At 53.7% G+C, this 22,856-nt stretch carries 22 protein-coding genes, 2 tRNA genes and 3 rRNA genes; 17 read left to right on the top strand and 10 right to left on the bottom strand.

The genetic code is table 11. The annotated features are described in order from the left end of the window. Positions 1–119 precede the first annotated feature (119 nt). From BB497_02050 to BB497_02015, 8 genes are all read left to right on the top strand, one after another. Positions 120–1,136: a ketol-acid reductoisomerase gene (locus tag BB497_02050; GenBank protein ID AVI61573.1), complete on the top strand. Its 1,017-nt coding sequence runs from the start codon at positions 120–122 to the stop codon at positions 1,134–1,136. A gap of 162 nt (positions 1,137–1,298) precedes the next feature. Continuing rightward, positions 1,299–2,234 (top strand): CDP-diacylglycerol--serine O-phosphatidyltransferase, encoded by a 936-nt coding sequence (locus BB497_02045; protein ID AVI64225.1) that lies wholly within the window; start codon positions 1,299–1,301, stop codon positions 2,232–2,234. Positions 2,235–2,696: 462 nt separating this feature from the next. Continuing rightward, positions 2,697–4,234: ribosomal RNA gene (locus BB497_02040) — 16S ribosomal RNA — on the top strand. 81 nt (positions 4,235–4,315) lie between these two features. After that, positions 4,316–4,392 (top strand) — tRNA-Ile (locus tag BB497_02035). Between the two features lie 112 nt (positions 4,393–4,504). Next, positions 4,505–4,580 (top strand) — tRNA-Ala (locus BB497_02030). 259 nt (positions 4,581–4,839) lie between these two features. Then, positions 4,840–7,754 (top strand): 23S ribosomal RNA (locus BB497_02025). Positions 7,755–7,872: 118 nt separating this feature from the next. Then, positions 7,873–7,988 (top strand): 5S ribosomal RNA (rrf, locus tag BB497_02020). The 16S, 23S and 5S rRNA genes sit together here with 2 tRNA genes alongside, the layout of an rRNA operon. 277 nt (positions 7,989–8,265) lie before the next feature. Next, positions 8,266–8,451, top strand: a complete 186-nt coding sequence (locus BB497_02015) for a hypothetical protein (GenBank protein ID AVI61572.1) — start codon at positions 8,266–8,268, stop codon at positions 8,449–8,451. Between the two features lie 109 nt (positions 8,452–8,560). Here the strand turns inward: BB497_02015 and BB497_02010 are convergent, their stop codons facing one another. Next, entirely contained in the window at positions 8,561–9,415 is an 855-nt protein-coding gene (locus BB497_02010; protein ID AVI61571.1) for a preprotein translocase subunit Tim44, read from the bottom strand. 141 nt (positions 9,416–9,556) lie between these two features. On the opposite strand from BB497_02010, the gene BB497_02005 reads away from it, so the two are divergent. Further along, positions 9,557–10,132, top strand: a complete 576-nt coding sequence (locus tag BB497_02005) for an isochorismatase (protein ID AVI61570.1) — start codon at positions 9,557–9,559, stop codon at positions 10,130–10,132. A gap of 11 nt (positions 10,133–10,143) precedes the next feature. Here the strand turns inward: BB497_02005 and BB497_02000 are convergent, their stop codons facing one another. Beyond that, positions 10,144–10,923, bottom strand: coding sequence for a hypothetical protein (locus BB497_02000; protein AVI61569.1), 780 nt, complete (start codon positions 10,921–10,923; stop codon positions 10,144–10,146). Positions 10,924–11,056: 133 nt separating this feature from the next. Beyond that, positions 11,057–12,088, bottom strand: a complete 1,032-nt coding sequence (locus tag BB497_01995; protein ID AVI61568.1) for an aldo/keto reductase — start codon at positions 12,086–12,088, stop codon at positions 11,057–11,059. A 249-nt stretch (positions 12,089–12,337) separates the two neighbouring features. Here BB497_01995 and BB497_01990 point away from each other — a divergent pair, with 249 nt between their 5' ends. Both BB497_01990 and BB497_01985 read left to right on the top strand, forming a co-directional pair. Continuing rightward, entirely contained in the window at positions 12,338–12,832 is a 495-nt protein-coding gene (locus BB497_01990; protein AVI61567.1) for a hypothetical protein, read from the top strand. Between the two features lie 28 nt (positions 12,833–12,860). After that, positions 12,861–13,373 (top strand): hypothetical protein, encoded by a 513-nt coding sequence (locus BB497_01985; protein AVI61566.1) that lies wholly within the window; start codon positions 12,861–12,863, stop codon positions 13,371–13,373. A 68-nt stretch (positions 13,374–13,441) separates the two neighbouring features. Here the strand turns inward: BB497_01985 and BB497_01980 are convergent, their stop codons facing one another. The 5 genes from BB497_01980 to BB497_01960 form a co-directional block, all read right to left on the bottom strand. Next, on the bottom strand, positions 13,442–13,987 hold the full coding sequence (locus BB497_01980) for a Rossman fold protein, TIGR00730 family (GenBank protein ID AVI61565.1): 546 nt from the start codon (positions 13,985–13,987) through the stop codon (positions 13,442–13,444). A gap of 64 nt (positions 13,988–14,051) precedes the next feature. Then, positions 14,052–14,573 carry a hypothetical protein gene (locus tag BB497_01975; protein AVI61564.1) on the bottom strand — a complete coding sequence of 174 codons (522 nt, stop codon included), beginning with the start codon at positions 14,571–14,573 and terminating at the stop codon, positions 14,052–14,054. Positions 14,574–14,585: 12 nt separating this feature from the next. Continuing rightward, positions 14,586–14,888: a hypothetical protein gene (locus BB497_01970; GenBank protein AVI61563.1), complete on the bottom strand. Its 303-nt coding sequence runs from the start codon at positions 14,886–14,888 to the stop codon at positions 14,586–14,588. A gap of 44 nt (positions 14,889–14,932) precedes the next feature. After that, positions 14,933–15,340 carry a thioesterase gene (locus tag BB497_01965; protein ID AVI61562.1) on the bottom strand — a complete coding sequence of 136 codons (408 nt, stop codon included), beginning with the start codon at positions 15,338–15,340 and terminating at the stop codon, positions 14,933–14,935. 59 nt (positions 15,341–15,399) lie between these two features. Further along, positions 15,400–16,206 (bottom strand): hypothetical protein, encoded by an 807-nt coding sequence (locus BB497_01960; protein AVI61561.1) that lies wholly within the window; start codon positions 16,204–16,206, stop codon positions 15,400–15,402. A gap of 116 nt (positions 16,207–16,322) precedes the next feature. Between BB497_01960 and BB497_01955 the strand changes: the two genes are divergently transcribed. Continuing rightward, on the top strand, positions 16,323–16,679 hold the full coding sequence (locus tag BB497_01955; protein ID AVI61560.1) for a hypothetical protein: 357 nt from the start codon (positions 16,323–16,325) through the stop codon (positions 16,677–16,679). Positions 16,680–16,681: 2 nt separating this feature from the next. On the opposite strand, the gene BB497_01950 is transcribed toward BB497_01955, so the two are convergent. Further along, positions 16,682–17,113, bottom strand: a complete 432-nt coding sequence (locus BB497_01950; protein ID AVI61559.1) for a hypothetical protein — start codon at positions 17,111–17,113, stop codon at positions 16,682–16,684. A 37-nt stretch (positions 17,114–17,150) separates the two neighbouring features. On the opposite strand from BB497_01950, the gene BB497_01945 reads away from it, so the two are divergent. Beyond that, positions 17,151–18,314, top strand: a complete 1,164-nt coding sequence (locus tag BB497_01945) for an aspartate aminotransferase (protein ID AVI61558.1) — start codon at positions 17,151–17,153, stop codon at positions 18,312–18,314. Here the strand turns inward: BB497_01945 and BB497_01940 are convergent, their stop codons facing one another. Next, positions 18,315–19,271 (bottom strand): co-chaperone YbbN, encoded by a 957-nt coding sequence (locus BB497_01940; GenBank protein AVI61557.1) that lies wholly within the window; start codon positions 19,269–19,271, stop codon positions 18,315–18,317. Positions 19,272–19,503: 232 nt separating this feature from the next. Here BB497_01940 and BB497_01935 point away from each other — a divergent pair, with 232 nt between their 5' ends. The 4 genes from BB497_01935 (at position 19,504) to BB497_01920 (ending at position 22,841) form a co-directional block, all read left to right on the top strand. Then, positions 19,504–20,151 carry a sulfurtransferase gene (locus tag BB497_01935; GenBank protein ID AVI61556.1) on the top strand — a complete coding sequence of 216 codons (648 nt, stop codon included), beginning with the start codon at positions 19,504–19,506 and terminating at the stop codon, positions 20,149–20,151. A 50-nt stretch (positions 20,152–20,201) separates the two neighbouring features. Continuing rightward, a complete protein-coding gene (locus tag BB497_01930) occupies positions 20,202–20,660 on the top strand; it encodes a hypothetical protein (GenBank protein ID AVI61555.1) in 459 nt (152 codons plus the stop codon). 243 nt (positions 20,661–20,903) lie between these two features. Then, on the top strand, positions 20,904–21,170 hold the full coding sequence (locus tag BB497_01925; protein AVI61554.1) for a 30S ribosomal protein S20: 267 nt from the start codon (positions 20,904–20,906) through the stop codon (positions 21,168–21,170). A gap of 93 nt (positions 21,171–21,263) precedes the next feature. Then, complete coding sequence (locus BB497_01920) at positions 21,264–22,841, top strand: murein biosynthesis integral membrane protein MurJ (protein ID AVI61553.1); 1,578 nt, start codon at positions 21,264–21,266, stop codon at positions 22,839–22,841. Positions 22,842–22,856 lie beyond the last annotated feature (15 nt).

Raw genomic sequence — 22,856 nt, 5'->3', positions numbered from 1 at the left:
CGCCGAATCCCAGTGCTGCACAAGACGGCACGGGTGGCCATCAACGCTGACACGCGTCATGAAAATCATCACCATACAATGATCACTTTTTGATCGAATACTATTTTTGGAGCTGCGCCATGCACGTTTACTATGATAAAGATTGTGACCTGTCCCTTATTCAAGCCAAAAAAGTCACCATCGTTGGTTACGGCTCTCAAGGGCATGCCCACGCCAACAACCTGAAAGAGTCTGGCGTTGACGTCACCGTCGCGCTGCGCAAAGGTTCCTCTTCCGCTGCTAAAGCAGAAGCGGCTGGTTTAAAAGTGGCTAGCGTACCGGAAGCGTGCAAAACCGCTGACGTGGTCATGATTCTGGCACCGGACGAAAACCAAAAGGCTATCTACGAGCAAGAAGTCGAGCCGAACCTTAAAGAGGGCGCGACACTGGCGTTCGCCCATGGCTTCAACATTCACTACAACCAGATCGAGCCGCGTAAAGATCTCGACGTGATCATGATCGCGCCGAAGGCGCCGGGTCATACCGTGCGCTCTGAGTTTGTTAAGGGTGGCGGTATTCCTGACCTGATCGCTATTCACCAAGATGCATCGGGCAATGCTAAAGAGCTGGCGCTTTCCTATGCGGCAGGCGTTGGTGGCGGCCGTAGCGGTATCATCGAAACAACTTTCAAGGATGAGACTGAGACCGACCTGTTCGGCGAGCAAGCGGTTTTGTGCGGTGGTGCGGTTGAGCTAGTAAAAGCCGGTTTTGAAACCCTGACGGAAGCGGGTTATGCACCGGAAATGGCGTACTTCGAGTGCCTGCATGAGCTTAAGCTGATTGTTGACCTGATGTATGAAGGCGGTATCGCTAACATGAACTACTCCATCTCCAACAATGCGGAGTACGGTGAGTACGTTACTGGTCCTGAGGTGATTAACGATGAGTCGCGTGCAGCAATGCGCAATGCACTCAAGCGTATTCAAACGGGTGAGTATGCCAAAATGTTTATTCAGGAAGGCAGCACTAATTACCCGTCCATGACCGCACGTCGCCGTCTGAATGCTGAGCACGAAATTGAGCAAGTGGGTGCTAAGCTGCGTGGCATGATGCCGTGGATTGCCGCTAATCAGCTGGTTGATAAATCGAAAAACTAAGTGGTTAACGGCTAGTGCATTAACTAGAACCTCGGGGCGCGCATTGTCGCGCCCCGAGGCGTTTGACGTTGCATGCTGCAATTGACTGGCTGAGTTAGCGCCACCGTGTAGAATGAAAAGAGATCACAGTTCTTGTGGCTTCACTTCAAACGGATGATATTTATGACCCAGAATGCTCGCGATCAAGAGCACGAAAAGACCCCGCAGTCAGCGTCTCAGAAAGGCCAGAAGGCAGCAAGTAGTGACGAGGCGGTCGTTCAAGGCGATGTTGGGCACGATGCTTTTAGTAATGACACGGTTAGCGACGATGCTGTAAGTAATGAAGATCTCGCCGCCGTTTTCTTACGGGAAACTGAGGTCGTTGAAGAGGCGGTTGAAAACGGCAAGAAAATCCGTCGCAAAGGTATTTACTTACTACCCAATCTGTTCACCACGTCTGCGCTGTTCTCAGGATTCTTCGCGGTGGTAGCAGGTATTAACGGCGAGTTCACCTCCGCCGCAGTGGCGATATTTATTGCGATGGTGTTGGATGGTTTGGATGGCCGTGTAGCCCGGATGACCAATACCCAAAGTGAGTTTGGCGCTGAGTACGATAGTCTAGCCGATATGATCTCGTTTGGAATGGCGCCTGCCTTGGTGGCGTTTACTTGGATTCTGCAAGATATCGGTAAAACAGGCTGGGTCGTGGCGTTTCTCTACGTAGCCTGTGCAGCCTTACGCCTGGCGCGTTTCAATGTGCAAATCGGTAGTGTTGATAAGAAGTGGTTTATCGGCTTGCCCAGTCCGTCAGCGGCGGCGCTTGTGGCTGCTTGTGTCTGGACCTTCCACAGTTTTGATGCAGATGCTTTTGGCTTCAAGTTGCTGATGCTGTTTGTTGTTGGTGCTGCGGGTATCTTGATGGTCAGTAATATTCGCTATTACAGCTTTAAAGACCTAGATTTTAAAAAGCCAGTGCCTTTCGTGGTGCTTTTAGCAGTGGTGCTAGGGTTCGTTATGATCTCGGTCGAGCCCTCAGTAATGCTACTACTACTTTTTGGTGCCTATGTGGCTTCTGGTCCGGTATTAGCTTTGATGCGCAAGGCAAAAGCCAAAAGTTGAGAATTTTTCGACTTATTTTCAACAAAGCCCTTGCCAAGACGGCGGCGAATCCGTAAAGTACGCATCCGCTGCCGGGGGCGCCAAGCGTTACCAGCGGTGAATGAAGGTGAAAACCTTCGGTTTGTCAGTAGGTTAGAGCAGTTGTGTGGCTCGCCTCGTTCGCTGGATTCAGTCACTGAAAACAGCGGTTGACAACCACCAGGAAATGCGTAGAATACGCCTTCCTCGCTGAGGCAAGCCAATTCAACGGCAAGCCAGTTATTAGCGAAACGCTCTTTAACAATTTGATCAGGTAATTCATGTGGGCGCTTGCCGATGAGGGTGATAAATCACCAAATATCAAGGCAAGCGGTCATGAAAACGTAAGTTTGAATGAATTCGTTTGAACCTTGAGCCAAGTTTGATGCGCTTTTGTTGCTTTCGGCTAGTCCTTAAGCAACGAGTAAGCATCACAATGATTTTAAACTGAAGAGTTTGATCATGGCTCAGATTGAACGCTGGCGGCAGGCCTAACACATGCAAGTCGAGCGGTAACAGATCTAGCTTGCTAGATGCTGACGAGCGGCGGACGGGTGAGTAATGCATAGGAATCTGCCCGATAGTGGGGGATAACCTGGGGAAACCCAGGCTAATACCGCATACGTCCTACGGGAGAAAGGGGGCTCCGGCTCCCGCTATTGGATGAGCCTATGTCGGATTAGCTAGTTGGTGAGGTAATGGCTCACCAAGGCAACGATCCGTAGCTGGTCTGAGAGGATGATCAGCCACATCGGGACTGAGACACGGCCCGAACTCCTACGGGAGGCAGCAGTGGGGAATATTGGACAATGGGCGAAAGCCTGATCCAGCCATGCCGCGTGTGTGAAGAAGGCCCTCGGGTTGTAAAGCACTTTCAGCGAGGAAGAACGCCTAGGGGTTAATACCCCCTAGGAAAGACATCACTCGCAGAAGAAGCACCGGCTAACTCCGTGCCAGCAGCCGCGGTAATACGGAGGGTGCAAGCGTTAATCGGAATTACTGGGCGTAAAGCGCGCGTAGGTGGCTTGATAAGCCGGTTGTGAAAGCCCCGGGCTCAACCTGGGAACGGCATCCGGAACTGTCAAGCTAGAGTGCAGGAGAGGAAGGTAGAATTCCCGGTGTAGCGGTGAAATGCGTAGAGATCGGGAGGAATACCAGTGGCGAAGGCGGCCTTCTGGACTGACACTGACACTGAGGTGCGAAAGCGTGGGTAGCAAACAGGATTAGATACCCTGGTAGTCCACGCCGTAAACGATGTCGACCAGCCGTTGGGTGCCTAGCGCACTTTGTGGCGAAGTTAACGCGATAAGTCGACCGCCTGGGGAGTACGGCCGCAAGGTTAAAACTCAAATGAATTGACGGGGGCCCGCACAAGCGGTGGAGCATGTGGTTTAATTCGATGCAACGCGAAGAACCTTACCTACTCTTGACATCCTGCGAACTTGTGAGAGATCACTTGGTGCCTTCGGGAACGCAGAGACAGGTGCTGCATGGCTGTCGTCAGCTCGTGTTGTGAAATGTTGGGTTAAGTCCCGTAACGAGCGCAACCCTTGTCCTTATTTGCCAGCACGTAATGGTGGGAACTCTAAGGAGACTGCCGGTGACAAACCGGAGGAAGGTGGGGACGACGTCAAGTCATCATGGCCCTTACGAGTAGGGCTACACACGTGCTACAATGGCCGGTACAAAGGGTTGCCAACTCGCGAGAGTGCGCTAATCCCGAAAAGCCGGTCTCAGTCCGGATCGGAGTCTGCAACTCGACTCCGTGAAGTCGGAATCGCTAGTAATCGTGAATCAGAATGTCACGGTGAATACGTTCCCGGGCCTTGTACACACCGCCCGTCACACCATGGGAGTGGACTGCACCAGAAGTGGTTAGCCTAACGCAAGAGGGCGATCACCACGGTGTGGTTCATGACTGGGGTGAAGTCGTAACAAGGTAGCCGTAGGGGAACCTGCGGCTGGATCACCTCCTTAAACGATGCATCACTCCTCGCGGTAAGCGCTCACAATGAATTACCTGATCAGATATAGAGCAAACGGTTTAAGCACGATCCCCTCTTGGGTCTGTAGCTCAGTTGGTTAGAGCGCACCCCTGATAAGGGTGAGGTCGGCAGTTCAAGTCTGCCCAGACCCACCAAATTCCTGCGATACTGCGTTAAAATGCTCCTCGTATAGCAGGCTATACGTCGTCGCATTTTGCCTTGTTTCACAGAAATTAATGGCAAGAGGTAAGGTCAGCAAAAAACAATGGGGCCATAGCTCAGCTGGGAGAGCGCCTGCCTTGCACGCAGGAGGTCAGCGGTTCGATCCCGCTTGGCTCCACCATTACGTACTGTGTTGTACATATTGTTTTATCGTACCTTAACGACCGTTTGTGAATGTTTCGTGACCATTGATAAGTCACTGTGTTTTAACACGTTGTTTTAACATACTGCTTTATCACTGTTCATTGAACAGCCGCTCTTTAACAATGTATATCATGCTGACATAAACGCTTCGTAGAAGTGTTTATACGTAATTGTTTTGTGATACGTCTCAAGCGTATCCGGCAATCGTTATTATTGCGAAATCCAGACTCCTTCGGGTTATAGGGTCAAGCAATTAAGCGCACACGGTGGATGCCTAGGCAGCCAGAGGCGATGAAAGACGTGGTAGCCTGCGATAAGGCTCGGCGAGGTGGCAAACAACCTTTGACCCGGGCATTTCTGAATGGGGAAACCCACTCATCATAAGATGAGTATCTTACGCTGAATATATAGGCGTAAGAGGCGAACCAGGGGAACTGAAACATCTAAGTACCCTGAGGAAAAGAAATCAACCGAGATTCCCCTAGTAGCGGCGAGCGAACGGGGACCAGCCCTTAAGCATGTGACTGATTAGACGAACGCGCTGGGAAGCGCGGCCGTAGCGGGTGATAGCCCCGTAGTCGAAAATCTGATCATGTGAAATCGAGTAGGTCGGGGCACGAGAAACCTTGACTGAAGACGGGGGGACCATCCTCCAAGGCTAAATACTCCTGGCTGACCGATAGTGAACCAGTACCGTGAGGGAAAGGCGAAAAGAACCCCGGAGAGGGGAGTGAAATAGATCCTGAAACCGTGTGCGTACAAGCAGTAGGAGCAGACTTGTTCTGTGACTGCGTACCTTTTGTATAATGGGTCAGCGACTTATATTCAGTGGCGAGGTTAACCGTTTAGGGGAGCCGTAGGGAAACCGAGTCTTAACTGGGCGACACAGTCGCTGGATATAGACCCGAAACCGAGCGATCTATCCATGAGCAGGGTGAAGGTTGAGTAACATCAACTGGAGGCCCGAACCAGGATCTGTTGAAAAAGATTTGGATGACTTGTGGATCGGAGTGAAAGGCTAATCAAGCTCGGAGATAGCTGGTTCTCCTCGAAAGCTATTTAGGTAGCGCCTCACGTATTACCGCCGGGGGTAGAGCACTGTTTCGGCTAGGGGGTCATCCCGACTTACCAACCCGAGGCAAACTCCGAATACCGGTGAGTATGAGCGTGGGAGACACACGGCGGGTGCTAACGTCCGTCGTGAAAAGGGAAACAACCCAGACCGTCAGCTAAGGTCCCCAAATCCTGGTTAAGTGGGAAACGATGTGGGAAGGCTCAGACAGCTAGGAGGTTGGCTTAGAAGCAGCCATCCTTTAAAGAAAGCGTAATAGCTCACTAGTCGAGTCGGCCTGCGCGGAAGATGTAACGGGGCTAAACCAGGTACCGAAGCTACGGGTGCATTCTTAGGAATGCGCGGTAGAGGAGCGTCGTGTAAGCCGATGAAGGTGAATTGAGAAGTTCGCTGGAGGTATCACGAGTGCGAATGCTGACATGAGTAACGATAAAGGGAGTGAAAAACTCCCTCGCCGGAAGACCAAGGGTTTCTGTTCGACGCTAATCGGAGCAGAGTGAGTCGGCCCCTAAGGCGAGGCCGAAAGGCGTAGTCGATGGGAAACGGGTCAATATTCCCGTACCGGACATGATTGCGATGGGGGGACGGAGAAGGCTAGGTGAGCCAGGCGTTGGTTGTCCTGGTGAAAGTGAGTAGGCCGAGGTGCTAGGAAAATCCGGCACCTTAAAGCCGAGACACGAGATGAACTGACCACGGTCAGGAAGTCACTGATGCCACGCTTCCAGGAAAAGCCTCTAAGCTTCAGATCATGTGCGACCGTACCCCAAACCGACACAGGTGGTCAGGGTGAGAATCCCAAGGCGCTTGAGAGAACTCGGGTGAAGGAACTAGGCAAAATGGTGCCGTAACTTCGGGAGAAGGCACGCCGGCGTAGGGTGATGAGACTTGCTCTCTAAGCCCGAACCGGTCGAAGATACCAGGTGGCTGCAACTGTTTAGTAAAAACACAGCACTCTGCTAACTCGTAAGAGGACGTATAGGGTGTGACGCCTGCCCGGTGCCGGAAGGTTAAATGATGGTGTTAGGCTTCGGCCGAAGCTCTTGATTGAAGCCCCGGTAAACGGCGGCCGTAACTATAACGGTCCTAAGGTAGCGAAATTCCTTGTCGGGTAAGTTCCGACCTGCACGAATGGCGTAATGATGGCCACGCTGTCTCCACCCGAGACTCAGTGAAATTGAAATCGCCGTGAAGATGCGGTGTACCCGCGGCTAGACGGAAAGACCCCGTGAACCTTTACTATAGCTTCACACTGGACGCTGATGTTGCCTGTGTAGGATAGCTGGGAGGCTTTGAAACCCGGACGCCAGTTCGGGTGGAGCCAACCTTGAAATACCAGCCTGGCATCATTGGCGTTCTCACTCAGGTCCGTTATCCGGATCGAGGACAGTGTGTGGTGGGTAGTTTGACTGGGGCGGTCTCCTCCCAAAGAGTAACGGAGGAGCACGAAGGTACCCTCAGCACGGTCGGACATCGTGCAGTGAGTGCAAGAGCATAAGGGTGCTTGACTGCGAGACAGACACGTCGAGCAGGTGCGAAAGCAGGTTCTAGTGATCCGGTGGTTCTGTATGGAAGGGCCATCGCTCAACGGATAAAAGGTACTCCGGGGATAACAGGCTGATACCGCCCAAGAGTTCACATCGACGGCGGTGTTTGGCACCTCGATGTCGGCTCATCACATCCTGGGGCTGAAGTCGGTCCCAAGGGTATGGCTGTTCGCCATTTAAAGTGGTACGCGAGCTGGGTTTAGAACGTCGTGAGACAGTTCGGTCCCTATCTGCCGTGGGCGTTGGATGTTTGAGAAGAGCTGCTCCTAGTACGAGAGGACCGGAGTGGACGACCCTCTGGTGTTCCGGTTGTCACGCCAGTGGCATTGCCGGGTAGCTATGGTCGGACAGGATAACCGCTGAAAGCATCTAAGCGGGAAGCCCCCTTCAAGATGAGACATCCCCGAGGACTTGATCCTCCTAAAGGGCCCAGCGAGACCAGCTGGTTGATAGGCACGGTGTGGAAGCGCTGCAAGGCGTTGAGCTAACGTGTACTAATGGCCCGTGAGGCTTGACCCTATAACACCCAAGGGGTCTGGTCGTAGTAGTAACGAGAACCGGATACGCAGCAGCAAGCCAAGGCGCTTGCTGACAAGAGACGATCACAAAACACGTCATCGACGACATCAGCATGATGTACATTAAAAGTTACGCCTGACGACCATAGCGAGCGTGAACCACCTGATCCCTTGCCGAACTCAGCAGTGAAACCGCTTAGCGCCGATGGTAGTGTGGGGTCTCCCCATGCGAGAGTAGGTCATCGTCAGGCACTTATACCGCAAAAAACCCAGCCAACAGGCTGGGTTTTTTGTGTGCATGGAAGAAAAAAGGGGGCTCTCCAGGGAGGCGTCCCGGGAGCCCGGCGCCCAGATGGCCGGCCCAGACATCGTCAGGCACTGGGCATGAGCTTATAATTTTGATCAAAACAAATGTTTTAATAATCTTAATAACAAGGAGTTACCAGGTTAAGCTGGTGTTGTAGGCTCCTTGGCAATTAGTATAGCTGAGTAGTTATTATGAAGTTCTATCTCAGGAGGAGAGGCAATATGAGTAAGCAAGTAACCAAGAATTTAGTGATGGCACTATTGATGGCGATGATGCTTGGTGGTTTAGCTGCTTGCGATAATCAAGGCCCAGCAGAAGAAGCGGGTGAAAGTATTGATGAAAGCATGGAAAGCGCCGGTGAAAGTATCGAAGAGATGGGCGAGAACATAGAAGAAGCTGCCGAATAATAGTCTGGTAGCTTAGTAAATAACGAGATGGATTAGTCTCGATACTTACCAAAACAGCCGCTTAAAGCGGCTGTTTTGCGTTTATTAACGTGAAAAAGTAGGGCGTGGTTTAGGCACCAGGGTTTTGCTCAATGCCTTGCAAGTACCAAGGTGCGTCATCGCGCATTGCCCGCGTTAGATGCCAGGTTTCGTTGAACTCGGTCTGTTCGCCATTTTCCTCTAAAACCCCATGGAATATAACGGTTGCCTCGGCATATCCGTCGTATTCATTTACGTCGCCAAGCTCGGCAAAAAGCTTAACAACCTCGGTGGAGTTGTCATCGGGGTGCTCGGTGCGCTCTTGGCGTAATAAATTATATAGCTCAGGTGTTACATACTCCTGGATCTGGCTAAGGTCGTTATTATCCCAGGCGCGTTGAAGCGTCATAAAGTGTTCTTTGGCACCTCCTAAAAAACGCTCTTTATCAAACCAGGCGGGCGTACTCTGCAGGCCGCTGGCTAAACTGCCTGGTGCGGCTGAGAAGTTGGTAGCGGCCGGTGTTGGTTCCTGTTGTTCGCGTTGGTAGCCAGCAGCAGAGCTAACAGATGCGGGGCGTCGCTGCCGCATAAATGCACGGAAAGCGAAAATGGCTAAAGCGGCCACGCCTACCATCACCAAGAGGTCCATGATGCGCAGCTCATCGAAGGCGCCGCCAAAGAAGAGTGCCGCTAGCAGGCCGCCTGCGAGTAGGCCGCCCATCATGCCCCCCATACCGCCTCTACGTGCCGCGGCAGCGCCTGCTTGGCCCTGCTGTTGCCCCTGAGCCTGTTGCTGCTGTTGGGGGGCGCTCGCTGGGCGATCCGCTGACCGTGACATGCTGCCCACGTTGCCACCTCCACCCATACGGCGAGCTTCGGCGTGCTCAATGGCTGCGCTGAAGCCCATGACGCTGACCAGCAGCATGACAAAAAACTGTCGTAACATGTTATTTCTCCGATGAGAACGTTGGAATTGACGGTATGCGCCGAGGCGCTATGTAGAAAATAATAAGGGGCTAGTTTACCGTGTAACTTGCTAGGTAGGTTATTCTGAGAATGTTTATAAAGACAAAAATAAGGTGAAAAAGTGCGCTTACATCATCAACAAAGTCTGTTGTTAGTCGTCGATTTTCAAGCGGGATTGCTGCCCGTTATTGAGGGTGGCGAAGCCGCTCTAGAAGAGGCTGGCTGGTTGGCGGGTGTTGCCGAGGCACTGCAGGTACCCGTATGGCTAACCGAGCAGTATCCAGAAAGGTTAGGAGGTACGGCGCCTTCTCTGTTGAGCACGTTAGGCGAGCACAAGGTGTGGCAAAAACTCCATTTCAGCGTGATGGAAGAGCCTGAGTTTGTCGACGCCTTACAAGCTCAAGGGGCGCAGCAAATAGTGATATGCGGAACAGAAGCGCATATCTGTGTGTTGCAGAGTGCGCTTGGATTGCTTGAGGCAGGCTATGAGGTGTTTTGGCTTAGTGAAGCGACGGCGAGCCGCCGGAAAGATGAAGCGCGACTAGCCCGCGAGCGCGCCTGTGCTAATGGTGCGGTAGCGGTCACTGCGGACATGGTCGCTTATGAGTGGCTGCACCGTTGTGACACAGCCACTTTTAAAGAGGTGCATCAGCGCTTTCTCAAGCCGCGTTCGCCCCGCGCAGTGACGTTTTTCTAATGGTTAAGTGATTAACGATCAGCCTCTTTGCGGGTAAAGACCAGTCTATCGCCCTGGGAGGCAGCTGCATCAAATTGATATCCGGCCTCTTGAAAGCTTGTTAGCTGATCGGGATGGTTAATTTGTTGCTGAATAATCCAAGCGCTCATCAAGCCGCGCGCTTTTTTGGCATAGAAGCTGATGATCTTAAAGGTGCCGTTCTTTTCATCTTTAAAGACGGGCGTCACTACGCGCGCGCTAAGTTGTTTAGTCTCAATCGCCTTGAAATATTCGTTTGAGGCCAGGTTAACGAGCACCTTGGAGCCACTTTCTGCAATTGCGCTATTAAGCGCTTGCGTTAACGTTGGCTTCCAGTACGCGTAAAGGTCGTTGCCAGCGCCATTAGGCAGTTTGGTGCCCATCTCCAGCCGGTAGGGTTGTATTAAGTCTAGTGGCCGTAGTAAGCCATATAAGCCGGATAGAATGCGCAGGTGTTGCTGTGCAAACTGGTTATCAGCGTCGCTAAATGAGCTGGCGTCTAGCCCAGTGTAAACATCGCCTTGAAAGGCTTGTACGGCAGGTTTGGCATTATCTAGAGAGAAGGGTGGCTGCCAATCTGAAAAACGCGCAGCGTTCAGGCCTGCCAGCTTATCGCTGATACCCATGAGATCGCTAAGCTGTTGCGGTGAGTAGCCACGCAAAATCTCAATCAGAGGCTTACTGTGCTCAAGGAAGCTCGGTTGGGTGACCTGATCAGTAGTGGAGGGCGTTTCAAAGTCTAGCGTTTTTGCAGGGGAAATAACGCTCAGCATAGCCTGCTCCTTATCCCGTGGCAGAAGAGAGAAAATACGTGCGATGATTATACCAAGCCTCGGCGATGACCGAGGCTATCGGTATGATAGTGAGGTGGTTTGACCGCCTAGCGCTTGGCGCCATAAACCGCGCCTACGGGCAGGGGTTCGGCATTCGGCGATGAATGTCCTCGATAGCTTCGAGCACTTCTTCATCAAGCTTGATACTTTCACTGGCAAGATTGCTTTCCAATTGCTCCATTGTGGTGGCGCCAATAATATTGCTGGTCAAAAAACGGCGAGAGTTAACAAACGCCAGCGCCATTTGAGCTGGGTCTATGTCGTGCTCCTTGGCAAGCGTAACGTAAGCCTGCGTTGCGGCCTCTGCTTCTGGTGAGGTGTAACGTTTAAAGCGCTCATAGAGAGTGAGGCGACCCTTAGGTGGCTGCGCCCCATTAAGGTATTTACCCGAGAGCACTCCAAACCCTAGCGGCGAGTAGGCGAGTAGGCCAACATCCTCACGGTGAGCGATTTCAGCCAAACCCACTTCAAACGTACGATTTAGCAGGTTGTAGGGGTTCTGGATGGAGGCGACCCGTGGCATCGCCATCTGATCGGCGAGCTGCAGCATACGCATCACGCCCCAGGGCGTCTCATTGGAAAGGCCGATAGCGCGGATTTTTCCGGCATCCACTAGCTCTTTTAGCGCCGCGAGCGTGTCTTCCAGTGGGGTGGCGTCTTCTTGCTCTTTATGGGTGTAGCCAAGCTTGCCAAAAAAGTTGGTGTTACGGTCTGGCCAGTGGAGTTGGTACAAGTCGATATAATCGGTGTTGAGCCTTGCAAGGCTGGCGTCAACAGCTTGATGCAGATGGTCGCGACTCATCCTTGGCCCGCCACGAATGTGGTCTAGGCCAGGGCCGGCTGCTTTCGTTGCGATAATGACATCATCACGCGAACCGCGAGCTTTTAACCAACTGCCGATATACGCTTCGGTTAAGCCCTGGGTCTCTGCCTTTGGCGGAACCGGGTACATTTCAGCGGTGTCGATAAAATTGATACCAAAAGCTACTGCACGATCGAGCTGCTCATGGGCTTCCGCTTCGCTGTTTTGTTCGCCAAACGTCATCGTACCTAAGCAGAGTCGGCTGACCTCCATCCCGGTTCTGCCGAGTGGGCGAGTTTGCATTGTTATCTCCTCTATAAGGCGAAATTGCCTCAGGATAAGCGTTATCTCCGCCGTGAATATCAGCGTGTGAGTGGCATGTTAGCGAGGCTCTCCAAAAGCAGCAAATCAATAGGGTTGAGTCGACGCAAAGGCAGGCGTATGCTTGCCAGCCCATCGACCAGCTGAACGCTGGTTAATCGTATGGTTAGCTGTCAAAAGTGGAACCGACTGTTAGCCGAAGATCTCAACAGATAGGCAAGGTGGTTTGCCATGCCGCAGGCATCATCATTGTTTACTCGTCTAGAATTTCGTCTCGCCGAGCAGCTGTTTCATACGCGTTGGCTACTGCCGCGCTCGCCACGCACGCAACGTTTAACGATGCAGTTATTCAAGCGCTGTGCAGAGGCGGGGCATCCTGATGCGCTGTCTATTTACGGCCATATGCTGTTTCATCGCAGCCAGTCACCCCATGACAAAGCACGTGGGGCACGCTACGTGTTAGAGGCTGCTCAGGCAGGCGATATAAAATCTCAGTACCAAGCCGCACGCATTCATGAGCACGGCTGTGTACAGTATCCGCGTCGTGAGGATTATGCGGTTACTCTGTATGCTCGAGCCGCTCAGTCTGGGCACTTTCTGGCAGCTGAAAGGCTTGCCCGAGCTTATCGCCTTGGCGAGCTAGGCTTGACGATAGATAGTGAACAGGCGGCTTACTGGCAAGGATTGGCCGACCGTCAGTCACAGGCTGAGCTGGCGACCGCCTAGCCAATAGGATGAGTAAATGAGGAAGTCCGTGTCCGAGACGCTACCTACAGTGCTGGATATTGAAGCGTCCGGATTCGGGCGCGGCAGCTACCCGATTGAAGTTGGTATTGCCCGTGCTGACGGTAGCTGCTGTGCGTTTCTTATTCAGCCATTAGAGGAGTGGACCCACTGGGATCCTAAAGCAGAATTGTTGCATGGGATTTCCCAAGAGCGCTTGCGCCAGGAGGGCTACCCAGTACAACAAGTGGCACGCTGGCTTAATGATGAGTTGCGCGAGGTAGGAAAAGCGTACAGCGATAGCTGGGGATACGATAATACTTGGCTATCGCTACTTTTTCATCATGCTGAGCTACTGCCCCGTTTTCGTTTAGAGGCGTTGCGTATTCTGCTCAGTGAAGCGCAGCAGGCCCTATGGAGCGATACTAAAGAGGCGGTGATTGCTGAGCGGGGCATCCACCGCCACAGGGCTGGAGAAGATGCCCGTTTGCTGCAGCTAACCTACCAACGAACGCTTCAGCTTACCGGGGACCCACGCTGTTAGTTCGCGTTTTTACCCTCGGCCCATTGTGCGTTGGCGATGGCGTTGGCCCTTGCTGCAGCTTGAGCTACTTACTGTAACTGCCCTTCTAGCATCTCTAGTAGCTGAATAGGCGTTGGCGCGTCCACCAGCATATCGCGCGTTGTTTGGGCTAAAAAGCCATGGCTAACGGTGTTGTCTAGAAAGGTCAGCAGCGGTGCATAAAAGCCTTCGGTATCGAGTAGCCCCATGGGCTTGTCGTGAAGCCCTAAGTAGCCCCAAGTCCATATCTCAAACAGCTCTTCGAAAGTGCCAATACCGCCGGGCAGGGCAATAAAAGCGTCAGCGTTGGCGGCCATGGTGGCTTTGCGTTCATGCATATTGGGTACGCGAATCAGCTCAGTCAGGCCGAAATGTGCTTGTTCTCGTTCCACAAGATGATCTGGCATCACGCCAATGACCTTACCGCCGGCCTCAAGGGCTGCATTAGCTAGTTCGCCCATTAAGCCAATACGTGCGCCTCCATACACAAGCGTGTGCCCCCGAGCTGCTAGCGCTGCGCCAAGCGTGCGGGCCACTTGGCAAAATACAGGGCTATTGCCTTCTCGTGAGCCGAGGTAGACACAAATGCGTGACATAGTGAGAGGGTCCTTATAACAATCAATAGAGTGATGTAATTTGATGGCGTTTTGACGGAGCAGGTTATTCTAGGCAGTCTGCAACCTGGTAGTGCTCGTCCATCCACTGTCCAACGGCGTTATTGCCACACAAATGGTGCGCGTATTGGGTATGCAGGCAGCGCACCTGTTGCCAGTTGCTAATGCCCCCAATACCGCGTTCGGTGAGTACGTCGGTGTAACCCAACATTGCGACTTCATCACGCTGCGCATTACTCATATACGCCCAGCGCGTCTTAACGTAGTCGCGGTGGCTCTCTTGGTACGCTTCCAGAAAATCAGGCTCTTCTTGAAGCCGTTGTTCCAGCGACTTAATGACGCCCACCGCTTCAATGCGTGAAATTTCGACTTTAAGTAGCTCTGAGCAGAGCCAGTAAAGGGTCGGGAAGGGCTTGCCATCCACGATAGGCGCCATCCGTAATACTAAAGGCGTGCCTTTAGAGTCGGTGGCAGCAACGGCTTCAATACCGCGAGGAGCCCGTCCGAGCTGTTGCGTAATAATCGCCAATTGGCGCTCGTCGGGGGCTTGGTCGGTACGAATTACCATTGCGCAGTTCTCTCACTTTCGGTCGTCTTGAATAAATTTATTTGAGCGGCCAACGGCGCGGAAAAAACAGCGGTTAAGCTGCTCAGGAGAGGCTACATAGCGCCATGTCCGCTCACAGTATTCGGCGGCTCGCGCCATTAGCGCGTCGTACAGTCGGTTGAACGGGGCATCATAATCGTAGGGGTCGGCGCCGAACAAGCGGATATGGGGGTAATCAGCAAAGCGTTCCATAAAGAAACGCTCTAAATCTGCCTCTACGGCCTGGTGTTGCGCCGTATTGTCGGGATCTATCCAAAGGTTATAACGGATCGCCATGGCGGTCTCCCAGCATACCGCAACGCGCGCGGCGGGAATGAACGTTATGCAGGCTCTGGTGCGTCATGCAGGTGCGCTAGCAGTGCTTCACGCAGCTCGCCCTCAATCGGCATAGCGCATTTTGCTTGATGGTCGTACTGCACCAGTATGGTGTGGCCGAGGTTAGTAAGCCTGCCGTGCTGTCGTGCTTCCTGAGTCACCGTAAAAGAGCTAGTGCCTAAGCGTGTCAGGTAGGTACGTAGTTCGATATCGTGACCGTAAAACAGTTCAGCTCGGTAGTCGACTTCCATGCGTGCCATGATTAAGCGCCACTGCTTAGGATTAAGGTCTGGTGTGAATAATTTAAACAGGTCATTGCGTGCCAGCTCAAACCACGCGGGCAAGCGGGTATTGTTAATATGGCCTAGCGCGTCGGTATCATAAAAGGCAGGCTCAATTGTGCGAGTAAACATTGGGTATCCTTATTATTAGTGGTTTAAGTTAGCCAGAATTACCCCTAACAAGCGCTTGGTCAAGTGGTGCGACGCTGATACCAAGCGGTGAGCTGCATCCAACCAAGCAGCCATAGGGTGGCGGTAGCAAACCCTGCCAAGGTGCCCCAAAAAAGCCCCATGGTGCTGTAGGTATAAGATACACATAGGGTGTAGCTAAGCAGCGAGCCCAGCCCCATGGGGTAGTGTTTGATGACGGTGGCTACGGGGGCGTGCCCATTATTGAGATGCAAAATCAGCAGAAATGGCAGCATGGTGACAGGAAAAGCGGCCAGGGTGCCTGCCCACTCCGGTGGTAACCAATGTGCTAGGCGTGTAATTGTAAAAATGATGGCTGTCGCAAGTCCTGCGCGAGCTGCTAGCGCAGGCCAGGTAAACGCTCGGCTAGCTGGGCTTTTAACATCGGGTACAGTGCGAAACAGCCAGCTAAAAACGGCAATAGCGACGAGGGTCACCAGCGTGCCGCTGACCCGATTAAAGTTGAACTGGGCAAGCACGCTGCTCACTGCTAGCCAAGCAACAAGCCCTCCCGCTACGCCGCTTAAAACCCCCTTTAGACCTGGCTGGCGGCCCATCACAAGATAGCCTGCCCCTAGGGCCATGGATGCGGTAAAGCCCGCTAAGGTATGAACCGCGCTTTGGGTCGCAAATTCGGGAGATAGCTCTAAGCCGATAAAAAAAAGCGCCAGCGCGGTGCCTAGTGGGTAACCTGCAAGTAGTCCGGCCATACGTGGGCTAGCTCGCACTGCAATGGCGCCCAACCCCAGCACCATGCCAATTGAAAGGCTCAGCTTAGCCAGCTGCCAAGTCAGTGGAACTTCTATCATGAGGTGATTTCCTTCATATTATTGTGCCGTTATTATCGGTGTGCCGTTTGCGTAACACTATTTGATGCATTGATTCATTTTTTGCGCTGCCTGCGTGCGAGGATGCCACGATCGTGATGCGTTCTAACAAGCCAAGTGCTCATCTGCTCTCTCCACCGCCAAAGCCCGCCGGTTGTGAGCTTTGCCTACGCGCTGCGCCACTAACCAAGCATCACCTGATACCGCGTACCCTGCATAACAAGCCACGCTATCAAAAGCGTCATAGCCGGGAGGAGCGCTTAACCGCAATTGCGTGGCTTTGCCATCCCTGTCATAAGCATATTCATCGGCTCTACAGCGAGCGGGAGCTAGCTGATCATTTTGCCACGCTTGACGCTTTGAAAGAGGATGCTGAGATCAGCGCCTTTGTAGCGTGGCTGGCCACCAAACCGGCGGGGTTCAAGCCCAAGTCGTCGATGCGTAAGCGTCGTTGATGTCAGGCTAAGCGTAACCCTTGCTGGTCGCGCCATGCGGCCTCTAAAGCATCTTCTAAAGGCGCTTTTAAGTGTGCGGGGAGTGCATCTTGAGCCGCCTGAAGCGAATCAAAGGAGCGGTTGCGTAGCCAGCAGTACGCCCACGCGCAGGCTTCCGCTTCGCTTTGTGGGGTGGGGCGGGCGGGCATCTGGTTGAGTAGGAACACGGCGGTACGTGGCGCCCAAAGAGGTATGTCGCCGTGCTCATCTTGACTCCACTGTTCAAGTGTCGCGCCGCTGGGCGTCGCGTCCGGGGTGCCCAGCTTTGCGACCCGTGCGGTTTCAGCCAGGATGAGCGCTAGCTGGTTGGCATCGGCCTGACCAAGCGAGCGCCACTGCCGCAACAGCGCCGAAAGCCCAGCGCGCGTCTTGGTATAAAAGTCATCTTGCGGCATGCTCGGTATCTACTCCCATCAATAAGTGAGATTCGTTATGGCGTTTGATTTTGCCACGCCCGTTGAGCGGCGCCACCCCGAAGGGGGGTATGCATCGCAAAAGTGGCACCGTTATGATGCTGAGGTACTGCCGTTATGGGTAGCGGATATGGATTTTCGCTCCCCACCGGCGGTGGTTGATGCCCTAAAAGCGCGGGTTGAGCACGGTGTTTACGGCTATGGCGAAGTTCCCGCTACGCTAACAGCAGCTCTTTGCCAGTGGAGCGCGCGCCATTACGATTGGCCCATTGACGCTGACTGGCAGTTGTGGCTACCCGGGGTCGTGCCAGCGCTACATTTTGCTGCCATGGCGCTGACTCAGCCCGGGGAGGGCGTGCTTACCATTGCGCCCATCTACCCACCGTTTTTGGCGGTTGCCGAACGTACGGGGCGGTTAGCACAACAGGCGATGTTAGCCGAGCCAGCGGCTGCTGGCGAGCCTTGGCAGCTGGATATTGACGCGCTCGAAGCCGCCATCACCCCGCAAACTCGGCTGCTGCTATGGTGTCATCCGCATAACCCTACCGGGCGGGTGTGGCGTGAGGACGAGCTTAGCCAGTTGGCGGAGCTGATAGAGCGCCACGACCTGTGGGTAGTCTCTGATGAACTGCATTGCGATCTTTTGTTGGATAAAGATGCGTGTCATCGGCCCTTGGCCGCGATGTTTCCTGAGTTAGCTAAACGAACCATCACGCTGTGGGCGCCATCAAAAACGTTCAATCTTGCAGGTCTTACCAGCGCCTGCGCGATTATTCCGGACGCTGCGCTGCGTAAGTGTTTCGCTGCGGCCACGAAAGGCTTTTTGCCAGATGGCAACGTGCTGGGTTTAGTTGCTGCGGAGGCGGCGTATCGTAACGGTGAGTCCTGGCGTCAGGCGCTTTTGGAGGTCTTGCGGGAGCATCGCGTTAGCTTAGAGGCGCGCGTCGCATCATGGCCTGGGGTGGCGCTAAGCCCGCCTGAGTCCACCTATTTAGCGTGGCTCGATATGCGTCAAGCGGGGTTAGGTGATTCGCCTGCTAAAGCACTGCTTGAGCAGGTGGGTGTAGCACTTTCCGATGGCGCTGCGTTTGGCTGCCCAGGGTTTGTGCGGCTTAACTTTGGCACCACCGCTTCCCAGCTGGAAGCGGCGTTAGTGCGCATGGATCGGCTGTTAAAAGCTTGATTAATAAAGCAGTGTGAACAACTTGCGCCGATAGGTGACGGTAAGCGGGTGGTCGGCGCCAAGCGCATCAAATACCTGCAGCAACGTTTTTCGTGCTGCGTCGTCGTTATAGGCGCGGTCCTGCTTCATTAACGCCAGCAGTGCTTCTAGCCCTGCATCGTATTGGCCATCCGCCACCTGCCGCAGCGCACGTTGGTACTGCGCCTCACTGTCGTGGCGATCACCTAGCGCCGCGACTTCTTCGCTGGAAAGCGCCTGCTCGCTAAACTCTATACTGGCGCGTACCCCGCGTGCGGGGGCCGCATCGCGCTCTTCAGGGGGCAGGTTATCCAGCACGCTACGGGCATCATCACCACGCTTTTCAGCCACCAAGGCGCGGGCGAGGCCGACCTGATAGGCGTAGTGCTCCGGGTACTGACTGACCAGGGATTGATAAATCTCCCGTGCGGCGGCGATATCGCCGGCATTCAGCGCTTCTTCTGCTTGCTCTTCGGGGCTGGGGGGCGCATCACCCGGCGCGGGGAAGTAACGGTTTAGCCACTCACGCACCTCTTTTTCTGGCAGCGCACCTTGGAAGCCATCCACTAAGCCGCCTTGGCTAACCAGTTTTACATCGGGAACCGAGCGTACGCCAAGCTGCCCGCCAATCTCTGGATTTGCCGCGATGTCTAACTTGGCCAACAAGAACGCGCCTGCGTACTCAACCGCCAGTTTATCCAGCACTGCAAGTAGGGTGCTGCAGGTGTTGTCGGTGGGGGAGTAGGCGCCTAGTAATACCGGCACCTGCATAGAAGCTTCCAGCACCTGCTGAATATTCGACGCGTTTAACTCAATGATGACCTCTTCAGGGGTGACTGAAGGGCGCTCAGTGGGTGCGTTCGCACTCTCTCCTGCGCTAGCGGTGTTGGCGGGCTCCGCAGTAAGCGGGTTGCCGGTACGGGGATCAATAATGGACATGGGTAAACTCTGCATCGCATGAATAAAGGTTACAGATGGATATGCAGGCAGCAACGAGTGGATTCAAGGAAGCAGGTAGAAATAAACCCCGCTGCAGCGACGCGTAGCGAACCGATACGCTGTGTTTTTTGACATGGCTCATGCTTTTGTCGAGTGACAACACGCCACAGTTGCACCCAGCGCTATTTGTACTAGCATATTCAAATGAGTTATTTAATTAGAGGTTTTTGTTATGACTGGCTGTGTAGATAAAGGCGCCTACAAAAACGCGTTGGCGCTAGGGTCATCCTCTTTGTCACGAGGCTTAGTAGGGCTAGCTGCTTCACTTGCCTTACTGGCCGGGGGTGCTGGCGTGGTTAACGCAGACGATGCCCCTGCCTATAGAGAGACAACTTTAGGGTTATACGTGACGGCCCGAGAAGCGTTTGAGCTGCTGGAGCAAAATGAAAGCGCACTGCTCATTGATGTGCGGGATCCGGTTGAAATCAAATTTACGGGGTTTGCTGAGCCTACTGATATCCACGTGCCCTGGGTGTTAGCAGACACCGCGCGGTTTGATAAAGAGGGCGGTACGTGGCCAATGGTGCGTAACACCGACTTTGAGGCTCAGGTGGCGGCTGCCCTTGAGGCGCATCGCGCCAGTGCAGATACCCCGATTATCGTTATGTGTCGCTCAGGCGCGACGCGAAGCGCTCCTGCGGCGGACGCCATTGCCGAGATGGGGTTCTCAGAAGTCTATTCTGTAAGTGACGGTTTTGAAGGTGGCACGCTTTCTGAAGGTGACTCCAAGGGTGTGCGGGCGCGGGATGGCTGGCGTAATTCAGGGTTGCCCTGGAGCTATGAAATTGACCCGGACGTTGCATGGTATGAATCGCAGTAACGACAACGCGTTAAAACACGCTTTTTTATGATTAATGAAAGGAAGAGACGATGCGTAAGCTGACATTTATAGCAGGTTCACTGGCGCTGGCATTACCGGCATTGGCAGTAGCAGATCAACATGGTGAGCAGGGTGATCAGGCACTGATGGTGCTGACCAGTGACGCCGTGCAAACACAAACGATGGCGATGATTTTAGGCAATGCCATGCGTCAACAGGGCGCTGACTTACACATCCTGCTATGCGATGCTGCTGGCGATTTGGCGGTAGAAGGTTTCTCCAGTGACGAGGCGGTAAAGACCCCGCCAAGCAACCCTGCTGGAGAGGTTAAACCAGAAGGTATGCTGCAAATGTTGATGGGTGAAGGGGTGACTGTGGACGTATGCGCGATCTATTTGCCCAACACCGATTACACCCAAGAGGATCTGCTTGACGGAGTGGGCGTTGCCGCGCCGGGCGAAATCGCAGAGATGATGCGTGACCCCGCTATTCCGGTGTATAGCTTCTAAAAGGTATTGACAGTTGCTAGTAAGGCCGCTTTGCGCGTGATAGACTATGCCATCCTCTCAGACAAGACCCGTGAACGGGCAGCCTTTAGACTGCTCGTTACACTATTTGGAAGCGCTTAAAATCCTTTCAAATCAATTGGTTGTTACGGAAACGTCGCGCTTTGGCAAATGCCTAGCCGACAAACACATAGTTAATCCGTTGCCGTTTATTGGCGGCAACCTTTATTCTCCAAGGAGATACCTGTGGCGAACAGCAAGCAAGCACGCAAGCGCGCCCGCCAGGCCGAGACTCGTCGCGTCCTGAAAGCTAGCCAGCGCAGCATGGTCCGCACCTACATTAAGCGTGTGATCAAAGCGATCAACACCGGCGACCATGGCAAAGCAATGGAAGAGTTCAAAGTCATGCAGCCGGTTGTTGACCGTATCGCTGACAAAGACGTTCTTTCTAAAAAGAAAGCAGCACGTCTGAAAAGTCGCTTGAACAAGCGCATTAAGGCTCTGGCGGCGTAAGTCGGCAGACGCCCTATAAAAAACCGGCTGCGGCCGGTTTTTTTGTGTCTAAAGCACCGCCCAAGGCAACCCTGTGTCTCTATGGATTGAGTGATGACCGCGAACACGCCACCCCAAGCTAACATGCCTCCCCAGCGCCGAGGGCTAATGCGCTCGGGGTTAGTGGTTAGCGCCATGACAATGCTCTCGCGGGTGATGGGCTTGGTACGCGATGTGGTGGTGGCCACCTTTCTAGGCGCGGGAAACGGTGCTGATGCGTTTTTTGTGGCGTTTAAGATTCCCAATTTTTTGCGCCGCTTGTTTGCCGAAGGAGCGTTTAACCAAGCCTTTGTGCCGGTGCTTTCCGAGTACTCCACCCAGCGCAGTAAGCAGGAGATCCGCGAGCTGCTAAATGCGGTGGCGGGCAGTTTAACGGCTATGCTGGCGCTAATAACCGCCTTTGCGATGTTAGCGGCGCCTTGGCTGGTGTGGGTGTTTGCCCCTGGCTTTGGCCGCGACCCAGAAAAGTTGGCGATGACCGCCGATATGCTGCGCCTGACGTTTCCCTATTTACTGCTTATCTCGTTAACGGCGTTCTCGGGAAGTGTGCTGAATACCTGGAACCGCTTTGCGGTGCCTGCCTTTACCCCGGTGCTGCTCAACCTTTCGTTGATTGGCGCAGCACTGTTTTTAATGCCGCTGATGAAAGAGCCCGCCATGGCGCTTGCTTGGGGGGTGCTCATCGCAGGTGCTGCCCAGTTGGCGTTTCAAGTGCCGTTTTTGCTCCGGTTGGGGCTTTTGCCTACGCCATGGCCCAATTTTGCCCATGACGGTGTGAAGCGTATTTTAAAGCTCATGGCTCCCGCGCTGTTTGGCGTTTCGGTATCGCAGATAAATCTACTGCTAGATACTATCTTGGCGTCGTTACTGGTGGCAGGTAGCGTGTCCTGGCTCTACTACTCGGATAGGCTGGTTGAGCTGCCGCTGGGGGTTTTCGGTGTGGCGATTGGCACGATTATTTTGCCCGCGCTCTCTAAGCGCCACGCGGATAAATCCACCGAACACTTCTCGGCGATGCTGGACTGGGCCATTCGGGTGGTGCTGCTACTGGGCATGCCTGCCGCCTTGGCGCTGGCCGTATTAGCCGAGCCGTTTTTGATAACGCTGTTCCACTATGGGGCGATGACCGACCACGATATTCAAATGGCCGCCATGAGCCTGCGGGCCTACGCCTTTGGGTTGGTGGCCTTTATGCTGATTAAGGTGTTAGCGCCGGGCTTTTTTGCCCGTCAGGATACGAAAACCCCGGTGAAGGTAGGCATTATCGCCATGGTGGCCAACATGGTGTTTAACCTGATACTGGTTTGGCCATTAGCCCACGCTGGCTTGGCCCTGGCCACCGCGCTGTCAGCGTTTTTAAACGCCGGCATGTTAGGTTACCTGCTTTACCGCCAAAAGGTGCTTGTCTTCCAGCCGGGGTGGGGGCGTTACGCAGTCCAGCTGGTAGGTGGTAGCGCACTGATGAGTATTGCCCTTTATCTTGCAGCCCCCGATTGGCAGGCTTGGCTTGATTTTGAACTGTGGCAGCGTATTCGCTGGGTAGCGGGGTTAGTGGTTCTCGGGGGCGGGCTCTATTTTGTATGGCTGACAGCGCTTGGCCTGCGGCTGCGTCACTTTAAGATGAATAGCTAAGGCGAAAAAAGAGTG

Origin of the sequence: Halomonas sp. GFAJ-1 (assembly GCA_002966495.1) — a bacterium.
Taxonomy (GTDB): Bacteria; Pseudomonadota; Gammaproteobacteria; order Pseudomonadales; family Halomonadaceae; genus Vreelandella.
The sequence above is the reverse complement of the archived record's forward strand: the minus strand, read 5'-3'. Positions and strand labels throughout refer to the sequence as shown.